The 17,124-nt window shown below is 67.2% G+C and carries 16 protein-coding genes; 3 read left to right on the top strand and 13 right to left on the bottom strand.

The genetic code is table 11. The annotated features are described in order from the left end of the window. The 13 genes from ACFDTH_RS06800 to ACFDTH_RS06860 form a co-directional block, all read right to left on the bottom strand. Nucleotides 1-339 (bottom strand): class I SAM-dependent methyltransferase (locus ACFDTH_RS06800; RefSeq protein ID WP_375286771.1); only part of this gene is annotated, 339 nt, incomplete at its 3' end. Nucleotides 340-356: 17 nt separating this feature from the next. Continuing rightward, nucleotides 357-815 (bottom strand): hypothetical protein, encoded by a 459-nt coding sequence (locus ACFDTH_RS06805; protein WP_375286772.1) that lies wholly within the window; start codon nucleotides 813-815, stop codon nucleotides 357-359. 28 nt (nucleotides 816-843) lie between these two features. Beyond that, nucleotides 844-3,564: a type VI secretion system ATPase TssH gene (gene tssH / locus ACFDTH_RS06810; protein WP_375286773.1), complete on the bottom strand. Its 2,721-nt coding sequence runs from the start codon at nucleotides 3,562-3,564 to the stop codon at nucleotides 844-846. Beyond that, nucleotides 3,561-4,595 carry a type VI secretion system baseplate subunit TssG gene (tssG, locus tag ACFDTH_RS06815; protein ID WP_375286774.1) on the bottom strand — a complete coding sequence of 345 codons (1,035 nt, stop codon included), beginning with the start codon at nucleotides 4,593-4,595 and terminating at the stop codon, nucleotides 3,561-3,563. Before tssG ends, tssH begins: the two co-directional genes overlap by 4 nt. Beyond that, a complete protein-coding gene (tssF, locus tag ACFDTH_RS06820; protein ID WP_375286775.1) occupies nucleotides 4,559-6,424 on the bottom strand; it encodes a type VI secretion system baseplate subunit TssF in 1,866 nt (621 codons plus the stop codon). The genes tssG and tssF overlap by 37 nt, the downstream gene beginning before the upstream one ends. Next, nucleotides 6,424-6,957, bottom strand: coding sequence for a type VI secretion system baseplate subunit TssE (gene tssE / locus ACFDTH_RS06825; RefSeq protein WP_375286776.1), 534 nt, complete (start codon nucleotides 6,955-6,957; stop codon nucleotides 6,424-6,426). Before tssE ends, tssF begins: the two co-directional genes overlap by 1 nt. A 3-nt stretch (nucleotides 6,958-6,960) precedes the next feature. After that, nucleotides 6,961-7,746, bottom strand: coding sequence for a type VI secretion system accessory protein TagJ (locus ACFDTH_RS06830; RefSeq protein ID WP_375286777.1), 786 nt, complete (start codon nucleotides 7,744-7,746; stop codon nucleotides 6,961-6,963). Between the two features lie 13 nt (nucleotides 7,747-7,759). After that, nucleotides 7,760-8,254, bottom strand: a complete 495-nt coding sequence (locus ACFDTH_RS06835; protein ID WP_375286778.1) for an Hcp family type VI secretion system effector — start codon at nucleotides 8,252-8,254, stop codon at nucleotides 7,760-7,762. A 63-nt stretch (nucleotides 8,255-8,317) separates the two neighbouring features. Then, the gene (gene tssC, locus ACFDTH_RS06840; protein WP_375286779.1) at nucleotides 8,318-9,799 is read right to left on the bottom strand and encodes a type VI secretion system contractile sheath large subunit; all 1,482 of its coding nucleotides are present in this window, start codon (nucleotides 9,797-9,799) and stop codon (nucleotides 8,318-8,320) included. A 24-nt stretch (nucleotides 9,800-9,823) separates the two neighbouring features. After that, on the bottom strand, nucleotides 9,824-10,360 hold the full coding sequence (gene tssB, locus ACFDTH_RS06845; RefSeq protein WP_375286780.1) for a type VI secretion system contractile sheath small subunit: 537 nt from the start codon (nucleotides 10,358-10,360) through the stop codon (nucleotides 9,824-9,826). A 34-nt stretch (nucleotides 10,361-10,394) separates the two neighbouring features. After that, nucleotides 10,395-11,366 (bottom strand): ImpA family type VI secretion system protein, encoded by a 972-nt coding sequence (locus ACFDTH_RS06850; protein WP_375286781.1) that lies wholly within the window; start codon nucleotides 11,364-11,366, stop codon nucleotides 10,395-10,397. A gap of 34 nt (nucleotides 11,367-11,400) precedes the next feature. After that, complete coding sequence (locus tag ACFDTH_RS06855) at nucleotides 11,401-12,012, bottom strand: OmpA family protein (protein WP_375286782.1); 612 nt, start codon at nucleotides 12,010-12,012, stop codon at nucleotides 11,401-11,403. A 44-nt stretch (nucleotides 12,013-12,056) separates the two neighbouring features. After that, nucleotides 12,057-12,722, bottom strand: a complete 666-nt coding sequence (locus ACFDTH_RS06860) for an OmpA family protein (RefSeq protein WP_375286783.1) — start codon at nucleotides 12,720-12,722, stop codon at nucleotides 12,057-12,059. Nucleotides 12,723-12,943: 221 nt separating this feature from the next. On the opposite strand from ACFDTH_RS06860, the gene ACFDTH_RS06865 reads away from it, so the two are divergent. Genes ACFDTH_RS06865 through tagH form a run of 3 tightly spaced genes read left to right on the top strand, consistent with a single transcriptional unit; the run spans nucleotide 12,944 to nucleotide 17,123 of the window. Then, nucleotides 12,944-14,986 (top strand): type VI secretion system Vgr family protein, encoded by a 2,043-nt coding sequence (locus tag ACFDTH_RS06865; protein ID WP_375286784.1) that lies wholly within the window; start codon nucleotides 12,944-12,946, stop codon nucleotides 14,984-14,986. 14 nt (nucleotides 14,987-15,000) lie between these two features. Next, nucleotides 15,001-15,564: a hypothetical protein gene (locus ACFDTH_RS06870; protein WP_375286785.1), complete on the top strand. Its 564-nt coding sequence runs from the start codon at nucleotides 15,001-15,003 to the stop codon at nucleotides 15,562-15,564. Next, entirely contained in the window at nucleotides 15,561-17,123 is a 1,563-nt protein-coding gene (gene tagH, locus ACFDTH_RS06875; protein ID WP_375286786.1) for a type VI secretion system-associated FHA domain protein TagH, read from the top strand. Before ACFDTH_RS06870 ends, tagH begins: the two co-directional genes overlap by 4 nt. Nucleotide 17,124: the final 1 nt, after the last annotated feature.

The following is a 17,124-nucleotide window of genomic DNA, read 5'->3' on the forward strand; positions in this document are numbered from 1 at the left end:
ATGCGCGATGATATAGTCGAACGGCCCGTCCGGCGCCTCGGTCGCGTCGAGGATGTCGAGCACCTCCAGCCGCAGGTTGGCGACGCCGCTCGCCGCCAGCCACCGCCGCCCACGCGCCACCGCCGTCGCGGCGAGATCGAACGAGACGAACTCGGCGCGCGGATAAGCCACCGCCAACGCGAGTAGGTTCATCCCGTCCCCGCCCCCGATCTCCAGCACCCGCGCGGTCTCGACCGGCGGCGGCGACAGCCCGGCGAGGCGGGCGACGGTGGCGAGCCGGTCCGGCGCGGTCTGCGCAAAGATCGCGGTGGGATAGGCGTTGAGGTCGTAGGGGGTCATTCCGCGGCGCCGACCTCTCAGTCCATGGCTTCCTGGAATGCGGCCTTGACGGCTGCTTCCGCGCCCTTCTTTACTAGGAACTGCTTGATCGCGCTGCCCGTCGCTTGGGCGGCCAAGCCGCTTGCGGCCATTCCAACCGGCCGAGCGAAGTAGGACGCATAGACGCCGTCGACGAGCGTTTGGCGTGCGAAACCCATGAAAAGCTGATCCGCTTGGGCATTTAAACTCGGATCGCGTTCCGTCAAATCCGGATCATAGGCCGCTTGAACAGCGACACGGGCAAGATTGCTGCCCGATATGCGGATCGGGAAGATCCTCGAAACCAGTTTTTCTTTCCAGGTGACAGTTCCATCGAGATTTCCATCGCGATCATCATAATATGATACGATCGCCACGGCCTCGTTTCCGATAAAGCCGACCGCGCCGATATGCCTATTGCCGTGCCCGGTTACCTTCTTCCAATCGATCTGCGCCACGATGTCCTCCCGCCAAGTCTGCCTAAGTTCATATCTGATGGGGCACCTCAAACGAGGCGACGGTGACCGGATCAGTGTCCCTTCCCGCGAGGCCGGACGCCGGCACTTCCCTCCCCTCGAAGCCGTAGCTGAACCCCTCCCCGCCCACGCCCACGCGGATCGCCTCCACCTCCTCGCCGGACATCTGCCGCTCCAGCAGCGCCACCGACATTTCGGGGAGCATCGTGTTGGTCAGGATCGCGTCGATCATGCGGCCGCCGCTCGCCACCTCGTTGCAGCGCGAGACGATCAGGTCGACCACCGCTTGGTCGTAGGTCAGCGCGATCTTATGGTTCTCGCGGATGCGGCGGACGATGCGGTCGAGCTGGAGCTTGACGATGCCGCCCAGCATCGCCGGGGACAGCGGATAGTAAGGCAGCACCAGCAGCCGTCCGAGCAAAGCGGGCGGGAATACCTTGAGCAGCTCGGGCCGCAGCGATCCGGCCAGCGCCTCCGCCTCCGGCTTCATCTCTTCGTCCTCGGAGAGCGTCATGATCAGGTCCGTGCCGACATTGGAGGTCAGCAGGATCAGCGTGTTCTTGAAGTCGATGAACCGCCCCTCGCTGTCGTTCATGAACCCTTTGTCGAACACCTGGAAAAACATCTCGTGGACGTCGGGATGCGCCTTCTCAACCTCGTCGAGCAGCACGACCGAATAGGGCCGCCTGCGCACCGCCTCGGTCAGCACGCCGCCCTGGCCGTAGCCGACATAGCCGGCGGGCGCGCCCTTGAGCGTGGAGACGGTGTGCGCCTCTTGGAACTCGCTCATGTTGATGACGATCATCGAATCGTCGCCGCTGAACAGCAGCTCGGACAAGGCGTGCGCGGTCTCGGTCTTGCCGACGCCGGAGGGGCCGCAGAGCATGAACACCCCGACCGGCTTGTTCGGATTGTCGAGCTTGGCGCGGCTGGTCTGTATGCGCTTGGCGATCGCGTCCATCGCATGATCCTGGCCGATCACCCGCGCCTTGAGCTTGTCGGCGATGGTGAGGACGGACTGGATCTCGTCCTTGACCATCCGCCCGATCGGGATGCCCGTCCAATCGCCGACCACCGCGGCGACGGCATCCTGATCGACCACGCCGAACACCATTGGCTGGTCGCCTTGCGCGTCCTTCATCGCGGCGATGGCGAGATCGAGCGCGTCCTTCTGCGCCGCCTCGTTCGCGCCATCCCGGCGTGCCGCGGAGAGACCGTCCCGCGCCTCCACCAACGTGCCCAGCGCGGCCTTCTCCGCCGCCCATTTCGCCTCCACCCGCTCTAGGTCGGCACGCGCCTCGGCCAGCTCCTCGTCAATCTTCTCCAGCCGATCATCCGAGCGATACTGGCCCTGCCGCTCGCGCTCGACGATCTCGCGCTCTACGCCGAGCAATTCGACACGGCGCCGACGGTCCTCCACCTGCGCCGGCGTCGCATGCTGCGACACCGCGACGCGCGCGCAAGCGGTGTCGAGCAGGCTCACCGCCTTGTCGGGCAGCTGGCGCGCGGGGACGTAACGCTGCGACAACACGACCGACGACGCCACCGCCTCGTCGAGCACGACGACATTGTGGTGCTTCTCCATCACCGGCGCGACCGAGCGGATCATCGCGATGGCCTTGGGCGTCTCGGGCTCGCCGACGTCGACCGTCTGGAAGCGGCGGGTGAGCGCGGGGTCCTTCTCGAAATACTGGCGATACTCGGCATAGGTGGTCGCGGCGATGGTGCGCAGCCGGCCGCGGGCGAGCGCGGGCTTGAGCAGGTTGGCGGCATCGCCCGTCCCCGCCTGCCCGCCCGCGCCGACCAGGGTGTGCGCCTCGTCAATGAACAGGATGATCGGGGTGGGGCTGCTCTCCACCTCGTCGATCACCTGGCGCAGGCGCTTCTCGAACTCGCCCTTCACGCTCGCGCCCGCCTGCATCAAGGCAATGTCGAGGCTGCGCAGCGTGACGCCCTGGAGCGCGGGCGGCACGTCGCCATCGGCGATGCGGCGCGCGAAGCCCTCCACCACCGCGGTCTTGCCGACGCCCGCCTCGCCGACGAGGATCGGGTTGTTCTGGCGGCGGCGCAGCAGGATGTCGACGACCTGGCGGATCTCGCCGTCGCGGCCGACGATCGAGTCGATCTCGCCCGCCTTGGCCCTGGCGGTGAGGTCCACCGAGAACTTGGCCAGCGCCTCGCTCTCGCCGCTGACCGGAACCGATCCCAGCTCACCGGCGGCCTCCTCCACCGGCTCGCCCGCTGCCTGCGACACTTCGGCTGAGGGCGCTAGGATGGTGCCGAAATCGCTGGCGAGCTTCTCCACCTGAACCTTGCGCCATTCGCCGCTGATCGCGAACAGCGCATTCCGCAGGGTCGCGGTCTTGAGCATGCCGTGGAGCAAATGGCCGGTGCGCACCCGCGCAGCGCCGAACTGGAGCGAGGCGTAGAGCCAGCCCTTCTCGATCGCTTCCTCGATCTGCGGCGAGAAGTCGCTGATGCTGGTAGCGCCGCGCGGCAATGCGTCCAATGCGGCCACCACGTCGCGCGCCAGCTTGGCATCGTCCAGCCGAAAGGCGGTGCGGATCGCGGCCAGGTCGTTGCGCGGATCCTGGATCAGGATGTGCAACCAGTGAACCAGCTCGACATAGGGATTGCCGCGCATCTTGCAGAAGCCCGTCGCGCTCTCGATCGCCTTAAGCGCGATCGGGTTGAGGCGGCCGAACAGGGCGCCCCGGCTGATCTCGGTCATGCAAACTCCCCTTGGGTCTGGCGGCGCGGCACTGCGCGGCGGCGAAGGTGCGCGTCGGCGCGGATGCGATCGGTTCGGCGCGGTGTGACCCATGAGGTCCAGCCCAGTCGCGCACGCCCATCGAGTCTGGCGGCGCGCGCCTCCTGCTCGGGCAGTTCGATCACCATGTCCCATTCGAGATGGCTGGGCGCGAACGCGTCGAGCGCCTCCTGCGCGATGACGAAGCGGGAGCCGGAAGGCAGCAGCGCCTCATAGTCGCGCATCGTCGCGGCCGCGATCACCACGCGGAACGCATCGGAGGCGACCCGCACACTCCGCCCCGCCAGCGCGTCGCCGCCCAATGTGGCATAGGATTGCCCGAGCCGCGTCTGGTCCTCGCGCTCCACCGCCCGCCAGCGCGGCTGGAATTGGAGCACGCGCACCGGCTGGCGCAGCAGATGGCTCAGCGCATCCTCGATCCCGACCGCGCTGCGCCGCGACGCGAACAGCGCGGCATAATGCAGCCGCGCATCCGGCAGGAAGGTCGCCTCGCCTACCCCCTCGGTCGCTCCGGTGAGTGCCGCCAGATAGCGCGCGAACTGGTCGTCCTCCGGCCGGTCCGCCTGCGCCGCGGGCTGCGACTCCGCCCAGGCGCGGAAGAACAACTGGAGCATGCGGTTGGAGATCAGGTCCAGCCAGCGTCCGAACGGCCGCTGCTTGCCGTAGCGCCGCTCATAGGCGGCGAACTCGGTCAGGTGCGTGGGCAGCGGCCCCATCGGCCCGGTCAGCCCCAGCCAGAAGCCGTTGAGCTGCCCGCGGCCATGGCGGAACTCCACCGTCTCGATCGTCGGCGCGGGAAACTCCAGCGCGGGCACTTGGGCCAGGTCGACGGCACTCTGCGAGGGGCGGCGGGCGCGGCCGATCCGCGGCAGATCGGCGGCACGAGATTCCACGCCCCGTCCGGCGGCGAACAGCCCCCAGCGGCGCGCCTCCCCCGCAATCGCGCGCAGGAAGCTCAGATGCTGTGCTGGCGCCCCATCCTCGGCGGCCATCGCGCGAACTCCCCCTCGGTGACACTGTCGAAGCACGTCTCGGTGAAGGCGTTGATGCTGGCGAACTCCGCCAGGAAGCGCTCGATCACCGCGGAAAACAGGAACATGCGGCCCTTGTCGAAGGCGCCGTCGTCCAGCCGAATGCGGATGCGGTGGCCGCGTGCGATGGCTCCGCGGTCGAGCCCCGGCACCCGCCGCGCGACCTTGGAGGAGCGAGTCGCAAGAATGCCATCGATTTGCCGGCGCAATGCCGCATCGTCCTGTCGGCCGTAGAGCGCCAGATGGTCGCGCAGTGCGGCGGGATCGTCATGATCCTCGGGCGCGAGGGTGGCATAATTGGGCGTGAGGTGCGCGATCACCCGCCACGCGGCGTCGCCTAGCCCCAGCGGCGGCCGCGGCCGGGTGGGCGCGCGCAGCACGCCGATGCTCCGCGCGGGCACCCCGCTGGCGATGAAATGCTTGTCTCCCCGGAAGGTGAGCAGCTCGGGCAGCTCGCGATTGGTGACCAGCGCACGCACCGAAAGCTCGTGCACGTCGTCCAGTCGGGCCGCGTCGCCCGGCGCAGTCAGGCTCAGCCAGGTCTCGGTGCCGACATACTCACCGCGCCGCCGCAGCCTTTGCTCGCGCGTGGACAGCCGCCGGGGGCGCAGCTGCGACGAGTAGAACAGGGCCTCGCGCCAGTCGTAGAGCAGCGCGCCGAAGGCGTAGAGCGGCGCCACCGTACGCGCGTCGAGGTTGTCGCGCGCATAGGCCTTCACCTCCAGAAGGCGGAACACCTCGAAATCGTAACGCTTGGTGCGGTCCGGGATCACCTGAAACTCGTGCTCGTAGCGGCGGACCTGGACGCGGTCGCAATGTTTCTCGAACAGGTTGATCGCGGGCGTGGCGAACAGGCGAAAGTTGCTCGTGTCGATCGCGCCGGGCAGGATCGTCGAGGCGCGGGAGAACAGCAGCACGACGTCGCACGCTTCAGGCGCCTTCGCGAAGGCAAGGTCGAGCCGCTGGAGCGATGCGAACAGGAAGCGCTCGGGACATGCGAAATATTCGCTGAGCAAGCGATAACCGCGGAACGAGCGCAGCTCCGCCGGCAACAGCGCTTCCTCGTCGGCGAAGCCGACCTGCTCGGGCGCGGGAAGGTGCGTCCAGCCGCCCTGCCCCGCCGCAGACCCGGCCGATCGCGCGATCACCGCTACCGTCTCCCCGACTACCTGGCGGTAGAGCTCGCCCGGTACCGCCTCCGACCCGTCGAAATACAGCGGCAGCGCGCGCGGCAGCACCTTGGGAAGCGCGACCCCCGCCGTCGCCACGATCCGCAGCCGCAGCCCCGCCACGGCCCTCGCTCCGGCCGCGGCAGCGTAGGGGGCGACGGCGGCGCGGCTCGCCAGATACTCCACCTCCGCTATCCGGATCGGCCAGAGCGTCACGTCATGCCCGGTGCGGAAGATGACCGGAGCATTGTCCTGCTCGGTCGCGGTTGCGACCAGCGACGTGCCGCGCGGCACCTTGTGCCCATTGACCAGCACCTGGTCGCCCTCCTGCGGCTCGAAGCCGGCGATGCAGATCGACGGCATCGGCGCCAGGTAATGCGGCTGGATCGCGTGGAGCAGGTGCTGGGTGAATTCGGGATATTGGTCCGCCAGCTTGAGCTGCACGCGCGCGCCCAGGAAGGCGACACCCTCCAGCAGTCGCTCTACATAGGGATCGGGGTCGGTGGGCGTCTTGAGGCCGAGCCGGCCTGCCACCGTCTCGTGCTCCTCGCCGAACTCGCGCGCCGCCTCGCGCAGATAGGCGAGTTCCTGATTGTAATGGTCGAGCAGGCGGGGATCCATCACTCCCTCACGTCCACCGCCACCGTGTCGGGATCGACCTCGGTGCGAAACTTGACCGGCATCGCCTGCGCCGCGGCGGTGATGTCGGCCTGGATGGTGAAGTTGATCGCCTGCGGCTTGTCTGCGTCCAGCGTCGGCTCGACGGTGAGCGATTTTTCGGCGAGACGCGGCTCGAACAATCGGATCGCCCGGCGGATCTCTCGCGCGCGCTCCAGCACCGCGCGCCGGGTCAGCGCCCGACCGGCGAGATCTGACAGGCCGTAGTTGAGCACGGAGGTTTGGACGTGCGGATAGGGCTCAAGATCAACCCGAGCCTCGAAATGGGTGGTGTTAAGCAGCCAGGCGAGTTCGCGCCGGATCGTCGCGCGCAGTGCGGTCTCGTTGAACCGTTCCAGCCGCGGCACCGCATAATAGCGGAACTTCTCGCGGCTCACCTCGGGCGTCTCGGCGCTCATGTCGCGCAAGCCGGAAATCTCGAGGTCGGCAACCAGCTTGTCGAACAGTGTCGGAGTCAGACGATGCCGGATCGCCATGGCTCAGTCGAAGGTCAGTCGGCGAACCGACAGCAGGTCACGATCCTCGCCGGTGGAGAGCGACCATAGATGCTGGCCGACGCCGGTCTCGCCCCATGGCAGAGCGATCCAGCTGGTCACCCGCGCCAGTCGTTCGGCCGAATTTGCCGAAGCCTCGCTGCCGGGATAGCGCGCCGGCAACAGCGCCGCAACGGATTGCCCTGTCCGGAAAAAGATCTGCACCGGATACCAGACGGTGTCGCGCAGATCGCGCACCCCCTCGCTCTCGATGCGGTCGATTTGGTCGAAGGGCTGAAGGCCGTAGCGGCCGCCGATGATCGCCTCGAACGTGGGGCCGAAGCGCGCATCGGCATCGGCAATCCAGTCGAAGGCGTCGCCATCGGCGCTGCCCGGCATCTCGGGCGCGGCGTCAAAGGCGGCCTCGCGCGCTTCCTCCCCTTGGGCGATCCGCCCCACGGCGAAATGCTCCAGCGCATCGATCACGCCCTCGGCCCAGGGCGAAGCGACATGCTGGCGCGCCCGCACGATGCCCGCGAACACCGCGGCTCGCTCGGCCTCGGCATCGATTGCCTGGCTGTAAGCGACGCTGAGCATCTGCGCCTCGGCGGACAGCTGCGCCAGCGCTGCGAGTTGCCGCTTCGCCTTGTCCCATTCGCCCGTCACCGCGAGCAACTGGAACAGGAACATGCGTGCGCGCTCGTCGGAAGGCCGCGCCCGGACGGCCTCGACGAGCGCGGCACGCGCACCGTCGAGGTCGCCCGATCGCAGCAGCAGGTCGGCATCGGCCACTGCTGGCGTCGCCTCAGCCGACCTTGTTGGCGCGGACGTCGTAGAAGGCGGTCACCGGGCCGCCCGCCTTGGCGCCGGACTTGTCCTGCGCCTGATAATCGAAGGTCATCTTTGCGGTATTGAAGGTGACGGTCTCCATGATCGCGTCGCCCGAGGTCGCCGCCTGGTTCTGCATCGAGGACACCAGCACGTCCTCCAGCTTGACCTTGTAATAGGTCAGCGGCTTGTCACCATCTCCGGCCTTCTGCGAATAGATCACAACGGAGGGGATGTGCTTGCCGCTGGCGCAGGCCTTGAACAGCTCGGGCGAGGACTTGTCGACCATCTTGGTGATCGTCAGGTCGGTGATCTCCGCCTTGCCCGATCCCCCGCCGGCACCGCCGAAATGAAACGATCCCTGCTGCGACGCCCCAAAGGTAAAAGAGAAGACGTCGATCTCGTCCTTGTGGCCGTCCTTCTGGCTCTCGCCCTTCACGCCGTCGATCAGGCAAAAAAGATCCACTGCCATACTAACCTCCTGTATGATTGATGTGAGTACGACCGTTTTGCTTTGTTATCTTGATGAAACGGGTCAGCCCTTGGGCAGGCGCGAAACCATGCTCAGCGCGATGTCCATGCCCTCCAGCTGATAGTGCGGTACGAACATGAACTTGCCCTGGTAATAACCGGGGTTCTCCTCGTCGGGAACGACCTGCACCTGCGCGTCCTTGAGCGGCAGGCGCGCCTTGGTCTCCTCGCTCGACGTGTCGGGCGAGCCGTCGACATATTGCAGGACCCAGTTCTGGAGGTCGCGCTGGAGCTGCGGGGCTTCGCGGGTGCCGCCGACCCAGTCGCGCACCATGCATTTCAAATAGTGCGCGAAGCGGCAGCTGGCGAAGATGTACGGCAGCCGCGCCGACAGGTTCGCGTTAGCGGTGGCGTCCGCATTCTCATAGGCCTTGGGCTTGTGGAGCGTCTGGCCGCCGATGAACGTCGCCTGGTCGGTGTTCTTGCGGTGGATCAGCGCCAGCATCCCCGCCGCGGACAGCTCCGCCTCGCGCCGGTCCGAGATCGCGATCTCGGTGGGGCATTTCATGTCGATGCCGCCATCGTCGGTCGGGAAGGTGGCGGTCGGCAGTTCCTCGACGGTACCGCCCGATTCGACGCCGCGGATGCGCGTACACCAGCCATAATTGGCGAAGGCATCGGTGATGCGCGTGCCCATCGCATAGGCCGCGTTGAGCCACAGGTGCTTGTCGTGCAGCCCCGAGGTGTCCTCCTCGAAGGCGAATTCCTCCACCGGATCGGTGTTGGCGCCATAGGTCTGCCGGCCAAGAAAGCGGGGCATGGTCAGCGCAAGATAGCGGCTGTCCTCCGAGGCACGGAACGAGCGCCATGCCATATATTCCTGCGCGTCGAACAATTTGCCCAGATCGCGCGGGTTGGACAGCTCGGTCCAGCTTTCCATCCCGAACAGCGTCGGCGCGGAGGCGGCGATGAACGGCGCGTGCGCCGCGGCACCGATCCGCGCCAGTCCCTTCATCACCTCCAGGTTGGGTGCGGTGTGATCGAAATAATAGTCGCAGACGAACGCGCCATAGGGCTGACCGCCGAGCTGGCCGAACTCGCTCTCGTAGATCTTCTTGAACAGCGGGCTCTGATCCCAGGCGGCGTCCTTGTACTGGCGGAACATCTTGCGACATTCCTCCTTGGACATGTTCATCACCCGGATCTTCAGCTGCGATCCGGTCGAGGTGTTCATCACCATGTAGTTCAGCCCGCGCCAGGCGCTTTCCAGCTGCTGGAAATCGGGATGGTGCAGAATGAGGTTCATCTGCTCGGTGAGCTTGCGGTCGAGCGCCGCCTTCATCGCACCGACGGTGGTGTAGACGTCCTCGCCGATCACCGCCGCGTCCTGCAGCGCCTGCTGCGCCAATGTGTGCACCGCCTCCTCGATGCGGCCCTTGCGCACGTCGTCGGCGGGCTTGAACTCCTTCTGGAGCAAAGCCGAGAAGTCGTCGAGCTGGACCGTTTCGGCCTCAACGCCGCCGGTCTGGAGTGCTTCCTGTGCCATTTGCTTGTCTCCCCCCGGTGCCCGTTACGCCGCCGGCGCCTGATCGTCGGTCGCGGCGTCATCCTCGGCCGGCTTGTTCGCCGACAAAGCGGCGAGCAGCGCCGGGTCCTTGAGCACCTTGTCCAGCAGTTCCTGCGCGCCGTCCTTACCGTCCATGTAGGTCATCAGGTCCGACAACTGGTTGCGCGCTTCCAGCAGCTTGGCGAGCGCGGGCACCTTCTTGGCGATCTCGCCCGGGTTGAAGTCGTTCATCGACGAGAAGGTGAGGTCCACGCCCAGCTTGCTACCGTCTCCGGCCAGTGAGTTGTCGACGGTGAAGGCGGCGCGCGGTGCGATCGCCTCCATCCTTTGGTCGAAGTTGTCCATGTCGAACTCGACGAAGTCACGCTTCGCCAGCTCCTTTTTCTCGATATGGCTCTTGCCCGACAGATCGGAAAGCACACCCATCACGAACGGCAGCTCGATCTTTTGGCGGGAACCATAGGTCTCCACCTCATATTCGATATGGACGCGCGGGGCGCGGTTCTGCTTGATGAACTTCTGGCCGCTCTTGATCGCCACGATCTGTTCTCCTGCCCTGCACCAATCCGTTGACTTACCAGCCGGAACCCTCTTCCTGTCGCTGCAACAACACCGTTCCCGCCTCCGAAACGCTGTTCGGCGCGATGTCTTTCAGGATCGCCATGAAATCCATCGTCACCCAGGATCGCACCCGCCTGAGCGCGATCGGAACCGGGCTCGCCGGCTCCCTTTTCTGGTAATATTCGGCGATCGCATCGATCGCCTTGACCACGTCTTCGCGCGAGTTGACCCGGCCGCTCAGCGCCGGGCCAGCCGGCGCGTCCGCGACCATCGCCACGTCGGTGGGCGCTGCATCCGCCTCAACCGGCGACAGCCCGGCATAGGGCGCCAGCGCGCGGCGGATGCCCTCGATCGCTTCATAGGCCGGTTTGAAGTCGGTGCCCGTGTCTCCTTCGGCGCGCGTGGTGAGCACCGCATCCACCCGGCGCAACGCCTCCCGCACCGCATCCAGCGCATCGATCGCCGCCTGCAACGCCTCCGTCTCGGTTTCGCGGACCGCATGGCGAAACATGCCGAACCCCTCGGCAGCATCGCCCTCCTGCTCGAAGCGCTGGAGATCGACGCCGCTGTAGGTCCCCAGCCGGGGATGATCGACCAGGGGAATGCGGCGCAGCGGACCGAGGAACGGGCCGATCCGCGCCAGCGACTCGCAAGGGCCCTTGCGCCCTTGAAAGCCGTAATCCTCCAGCTTGGGATGCAGCGTGTCCCAATAGGTTTCGAACAGACCGGCCAACATCTGGGTGCCGGTGACCACCACGTTCAGCTTGCCGCTCAACGCGCCCGCACGTGCCAGATAGACCGCGAGCCAGACGTCCTTGGTGCGGATCGACTGGTCCTCGATCAGCGAAATCACATGCCGCCAGTCAACGGTGGCGGCCTCGTCCTCGAACGCCAGCTCGATCTCCTGACGCACGGGATCATCGGCCAGGTCTGGACCGGCCGGTGCGTCCCCCGGTGCTGGGGCGAGCAAGGTTGCTACGTCCATCGCGTCCGTTCCGGCATCGAGGCGCTGGCGCGGCTCACGAGATGAGTTCGGCCTCGACCCGGCGATTGCGTGGGTCGCTGGCGGCGCGGCCGGCGAGCGGAGCGTCCGCGCCGAAACCGCGCACCTCCAGCCGCGATCGCTGCACGCCCTGGTCGACCAGGAACGCCGCCACCGCCTCGGCGCGCCGCTGCGACAGGGCGCGGTTTGCGTCCGCATTGCCGGACGAATCGGTATGCCCGCCGATGCGGAAGCGCTTGCCGCTCAGCTCGGGCCTGGACAGCGCCGCCGCGAACACCCGCGCCTTGCCGATCCCGTCCGCCGTCATCCGGTCGGAGCCGAGCGCGAAGCCGATCCGCAGGTCGCTGCGCCGCGGCCTGCCGTGCGCGCGGGCCGGCGCGGAGGCGCGCGACGTCTCGCTCCGCGCCTTTGCTCCGGGGCTGCGTGCCACTCGGAACCCCTTGCTCCCCGGCGCCTCCATCGTCGCCTCGCCCGCGCTGGGCGCACCTGGCGTGACGGCCTCGCACGCATCGGAGAAGGTGCAGATATATTCGTCCACGGTCGGCTGCCTGGCCGACTGGCCGGACGCGCCCGCTGCGACCAGCAGCAGCGCCGCGCCTGAGATCCGTGTCGGGGTCCGCATGGTCATGCCCTTCGCCTTGGCTCCGTCGCGCTTCCGCGCCCACGGACGCATCACGAGATCAGCTCGGCCTCGACACGGCGGTTGATCGGATCGCTCGCGCGATGCCCGCTCAGCGGCGCGTCCGATCCGAGCCCACGCACCTCCAGCCGATCGCGCCCGACCCCCTGCACCACGAGGAAGTCCGCCACCGCATCGGCGCGACGGCGCGACAGTTCCCGGTTGCTTTCGGCGCTGCCGAGCGAGTCGGTGTGTCCTTCGATGAGGAAGCGCTTGGCGGTGAGTTCGGGCAGCAGCAGCGACTTGGCAAAGACGCGCGCCTTCGCGGTACCTGCTGGCGTCATGCGATCGGAGCCGAGATCGAAGGAGATCATCAGATCCGCACGCGGTCGCGCCGCACCTGCGGCAGGGGTGATCCGCGCCGTCGGCGCATAGCTGGCCGGGCGCGCGGCGATGCTGCGCGGCGTACGTGCGGCGGCCATCGCGCGCGGGGCGCTGCGCACCGCACCGGCCGATGTCGTTGCGGAGATCTCCGTCTGAGGACGGGCTCGCGCGATCCGGAACCCCTTGGTGGCCGGCGCCTCACGCGTCACCACCGCTTCCTCGGCATCGCCGCATTTTCCGGCGAAGGTGCACAAATAGGCGGCGACACTCGGCTCCGCGGTCTGGGCCGCGGCGGATCCGGCAATCGCAGCCAGCGCGGCGACAGAGCACCGCACCAAGCCAATACGCATCTCAATCCCCCGAAACAGAAGGCTTGCTATGCGACCCGTTGTCTTTTGTGCTGTGCCAATCTCATACGCGGCTTTGCGCCGGCCGACAAGCGCTTGTGCCCGGATGCCCGCGCGCGTCGCGCCGTTGCGAAATTCGCGGGAGCGGCTATCCCGGGCTGCACAATATAAATCGGGCCGCGCGAACTTGGTTTAGCGGGGAGGTCGGCGTGTCTGACCAGACGAGACAGACGACCATGACGATCGACCTCGGGGACGACGATGTCCTCCTCGAGCGGATCGAATGCCGCGAGGCGCTGGCCACGCCTTTCGCCATCACCGTCGATGTCCTCACCGCACTGGAGATCGACCTCAGGCCGCATCTCGGCAAGCCGTGCGCTCTTGCGGTGCACGACGAAGATGGCGAGGTGCTGCGCCACTTCCACGGCATCGTCGTCGCGAGCGAATATCGCGGCCAGTCGCGCGCAACGCTGCACATGCACCGCTATCGCCTGTCGCTGGCGCCCTGGACCTGCTTCCTTGACCAGAACCGCGCGATGGCGATCTTCCAGGACCAGTCCGCGGTCGAGATCATCAAGCAGGTGTTCAAGGACAATGGCATCTCGGACACCGACTTCCAGCTGACCCGAACGCTCGCCACCCGCGTCTATTGCGTCCAGTATCAGGAGAGCGATTTCGCCTTCGTGTCCCGGCTGATGGAGGAGGAAGGCCTCTATTATTTCTACCGGCACGAGGCGGACAAGCACGTCATGGTGCTCTGCGACGCGCCCTCCGCGCACCGCAGCGGTACCCCCGGCCGCCTCGCCTACAATCCCAACGCCGCCACCGTGTTCGCACCTGATTCGCCCGCCCGGAACAGCCGCGGCGAATATTATCTGAGCAACCTTAACGAGCGGGTCAGCACCAGCGCGAACGCGAAGGTCACGATCCGAGACTGGGATTTCCGGTCCCCGCGCGCGCCACTCTCCGCGGATGCCTCCGATGAGGGCCAGCACCCGGGCGACGAGCGCGAGCTGTTCCACTATCCGGGCAATTACATGATCGACGCGATGGACCGCGGCGACGAGGAAGGCTTCGGGCGCGATCGCAGTCGCCACATGCTGGCACAGGGCCGCGCCCAGCGCCGCGTTTTCTCGGGCGACACCCAAGCGAGCGGCCTCGCCTGCGGTACGAAGGTGGTGGTCGCTGCCCATGCGGTAGACCGGATGAACGCGGAGTATCTCGTCATCGCCACGCACCACGCCATCGCTGCCGAGCGATATCGCAGCATCGGCGAGGCCGAGGCGCAGGAGGTGCCGTATACGGTGCGGTTCGAGGCGATCCCGGCGGACACGCCATTCCACGCCCCGCGCGTGACGCCCCGCCCGCTGGTCCACGGTTTCGAGTCCGCAATCGTCACCGGTCCGGACGGGGAAGAGATCTACACCGACGAATATGGCCGGGTGAAGGTGCGCTTCCACTGGGACCGCGCCGGCACGTCCGGCGAGAAGACCACCTGCTGGATGCGCGTCTCGCAGACCGGGGGGCTGGGCAACATCATCCTCCCGCGTGTCGGCCATGAGGTGCTGGTCGGCTTCCTGGGCGGAGACCCCGATCGCCCGATCGTGGTAGGTCGGGTGTTCAACGAGGACCACCGCCCGATCTACGACCTACCCGCCAACAAGACTCGCGCTTTGTGGCGCACCAAGCGCTACGGATCGCCCGCCGCCTATACCGATGCCGAAGCCCTGGACGTCGAGAATGTCGGCGCGAACGAGCTTCGGTTCGAGGACAAGGGCGGGCACGAGGAGGTTTTCCTCCACGCGATGCGCGACATGAACACGCGCGTCCAATATGACGAGACTCACCATGTCGCGCACGACCAGACGCTGAAGATAGGCCACTGCCGCGACGAGACCGTGGGCAAGGACGAGACCGTCAGGGTCGGCAACGACCGCACGCACGAGGTGACGCACGACGACACGGTGGAGATCGGCAACGACGGCAAATTGAAGGTGGGCAGCAATCGCAAAACCGAGATCGGACAGAATTGCACCACTGAGGTCGGCATCACGTCGAAGCTGACTGCGAACACGTCTATCGAACTGATCGTCGGCCAGTCCTCGATCAAGATCGACCAGACCGGCGTCACGATCAAGGGGCCGATGATCACGATCGAGGGACAGGCGATGGTCGAGACAAAATCCCCGCTCACCACCGTGAAGGGCAGCGGCATGTTGACCCTCAAGGGTGGCCTGACGATGATCAACTAGGGCCGGATGCGCGCATGACCGAGTGGACCGCAGTGAAGCTGACCGACGCCCGGCAGGTGGGCACCCTGATGGGGCTCGATCCCCTGCCGGAACCCGTTGCCGCCGCCGAATGCTACACCGCCCTGCGGGAGGCCGGACGGCAGGCGGAGGCGATGCAGTTCATCGGCCACGCCCTGCCCCGGCTGGAGGTGGTCGCTTGGGCGGCACGGCTGCTGGACGCCGAGTCGCGCCGGCTCCAGCTGGACATGGCCGATCGCCAGGCGCTGGATCACGCCTTGCGCTGGCTGGACGATGCCGACGAGGGCACGCGCCGCGCCGCTTACGATGCGGCGCAGGCGGCAGGCGAGCGGGCACCGGAACGGCTCCTCGGTCTCGCCGTCTTTTTCTCGGGCGGTTCGATCTCGCTGCCCGATCTGCCCCCGGTGCTGCCTCCGCCGGAAGTCTGCGCCCGCTTCGCCACCGCGGCCGTGCTGCTGGCGGCGCAGCGCAGCGGCGACATGACTTCGTTCCTTGCCGGCGCGATGACGCTGGCGGAGGGCGTCGCCGCCCGGGGCATGGACGCGCTCCAGCCGGCATGACGCTCACGCTGCGCATCCGCAATGTCGACCGGCTGGACAATGGCATGCCGGTGGAGTTCGTGCTGCACCGGCGTGGCGCGATGATCGGCCGCTCGCCCACTTGCGACTGGAGCCTGCCCGACCCGCGCAACTACATCTCCTCGAAGCATTGCGAGGTGACGTTCGCGGACGGTTACTACACCCTCATCGATCGCAGCATGAACGGCACGCTGATGGACGGTGGTGTGCGCATGACGGCGCCGCATCGGATCCAGGACGGCGACGTGTTCATCATCGGCCAATATGAGATTGTCGCGGCGCTGACCGGTGAGGCGATCGCCACGATCCAGCGCGATACCGAAGCCGCCGCCGCATCCGCCGCGCGATCCGAATGGGGCGGGTGGGACCGACACGCCGGACCCGCCGCAACCCCGACGCCATCTCTGCAGAGCGGCTGGGAGCCCGCGGCGGACGCCTGGGCCTCGCCTTCGTCCGGTGATTGGGGGCCTGCTCCGGAGCCAGCGCCGCCGCCCGGGTCGGGAGGGCGCTGGGACGCGCCGGCATCCACCGGATGGGGCACGTCACCCCCGCCCCCGTCCCCTTCGGTGCCGCAAGGCTGGTCGCCCGACGCCAACCTGGCGGCGCCGTCCCCTTCGAATAGCCCGTCCACCTGGGAGGCCGCCCCCCCACCCTCGCCCGCTGCCTCGGACTGGTCCAGCCCCGCTCCGACCACGCCCTCCCCTTCCACCCCGGACGACATCTGGGGCCGGATCGCGGAAGGCAATGTCGTCGACTGGGCGCGCGGCGGCTTCGGCGCGGCACCGCCTGCGCCAGTTCGCGATCCGCTCAATCTGTCCCAGAGCGATCCACGCGAGTCGCTGGGCGCTCCGCCGGCGTCTGTACGGTCGCCGGACGAGAAGACCGGATGGGGATCGCGACCATCCGCTCCCGTCCCACCACCGACTCCCGGGCCGACGCGGCCGGACGCCGCTCCCGGTACCTCGCTCGCACCGCTGCTCAACGCGCTCGGCCTCGTCCCGAACCAAGTCAGCGAAGACGGGAATTCGGTCCTGCAAAGGGCCGGCGACCTGCTGCGTCGGCTGGTTTCCGGGCTGGTGGTGATGACGGAGGCGCGCGCGCGCGCCAAGTCGCAGATGGGGGCGGAGGTGACCTCCTTCTCATTCGACGGGAACAATCCCATCAAGTTCGCCCGCACGCCCGAAGAAGCGCTGACGGCGCTTCTTAATGCACCGGTACGCGGGTTCATGGACGGAAATCGCGCGGTGGAGGACACCTTCTTCGATCTCCAGTCGCACCAGATGGCGACCCTGAAGGCGATGCAGGGCGCGTTGCGCGCCACGCTCGACCGCTTCTCTCCAACTGCGATCGAGAAGCGCGCCGAGACCCGTGGGCTGTTCCAGCGGATCATGCCCGGCGCGCGCGATGCCGCGCTGTGGCAGGCCTATGTCCGCGAGTTCAGCGGGGTGGCACAAGGTTCGGACGAAGCGTTCATGGACGTGTTCGCCAAGGAATTCCGCCGGGCCTATGAGGAACAGTCGACGGGCCCGCGACGGTCCTAAC

Source organism: Sphingomonas sp. (assembly GCF_042096255.1).
Classification (GTDB): domain Bacteria; phylum Pseudomonadota; class Alphaproteobacteria; order Sphingomonadales; family Sphingomonadaceae; genus Sphingomonas.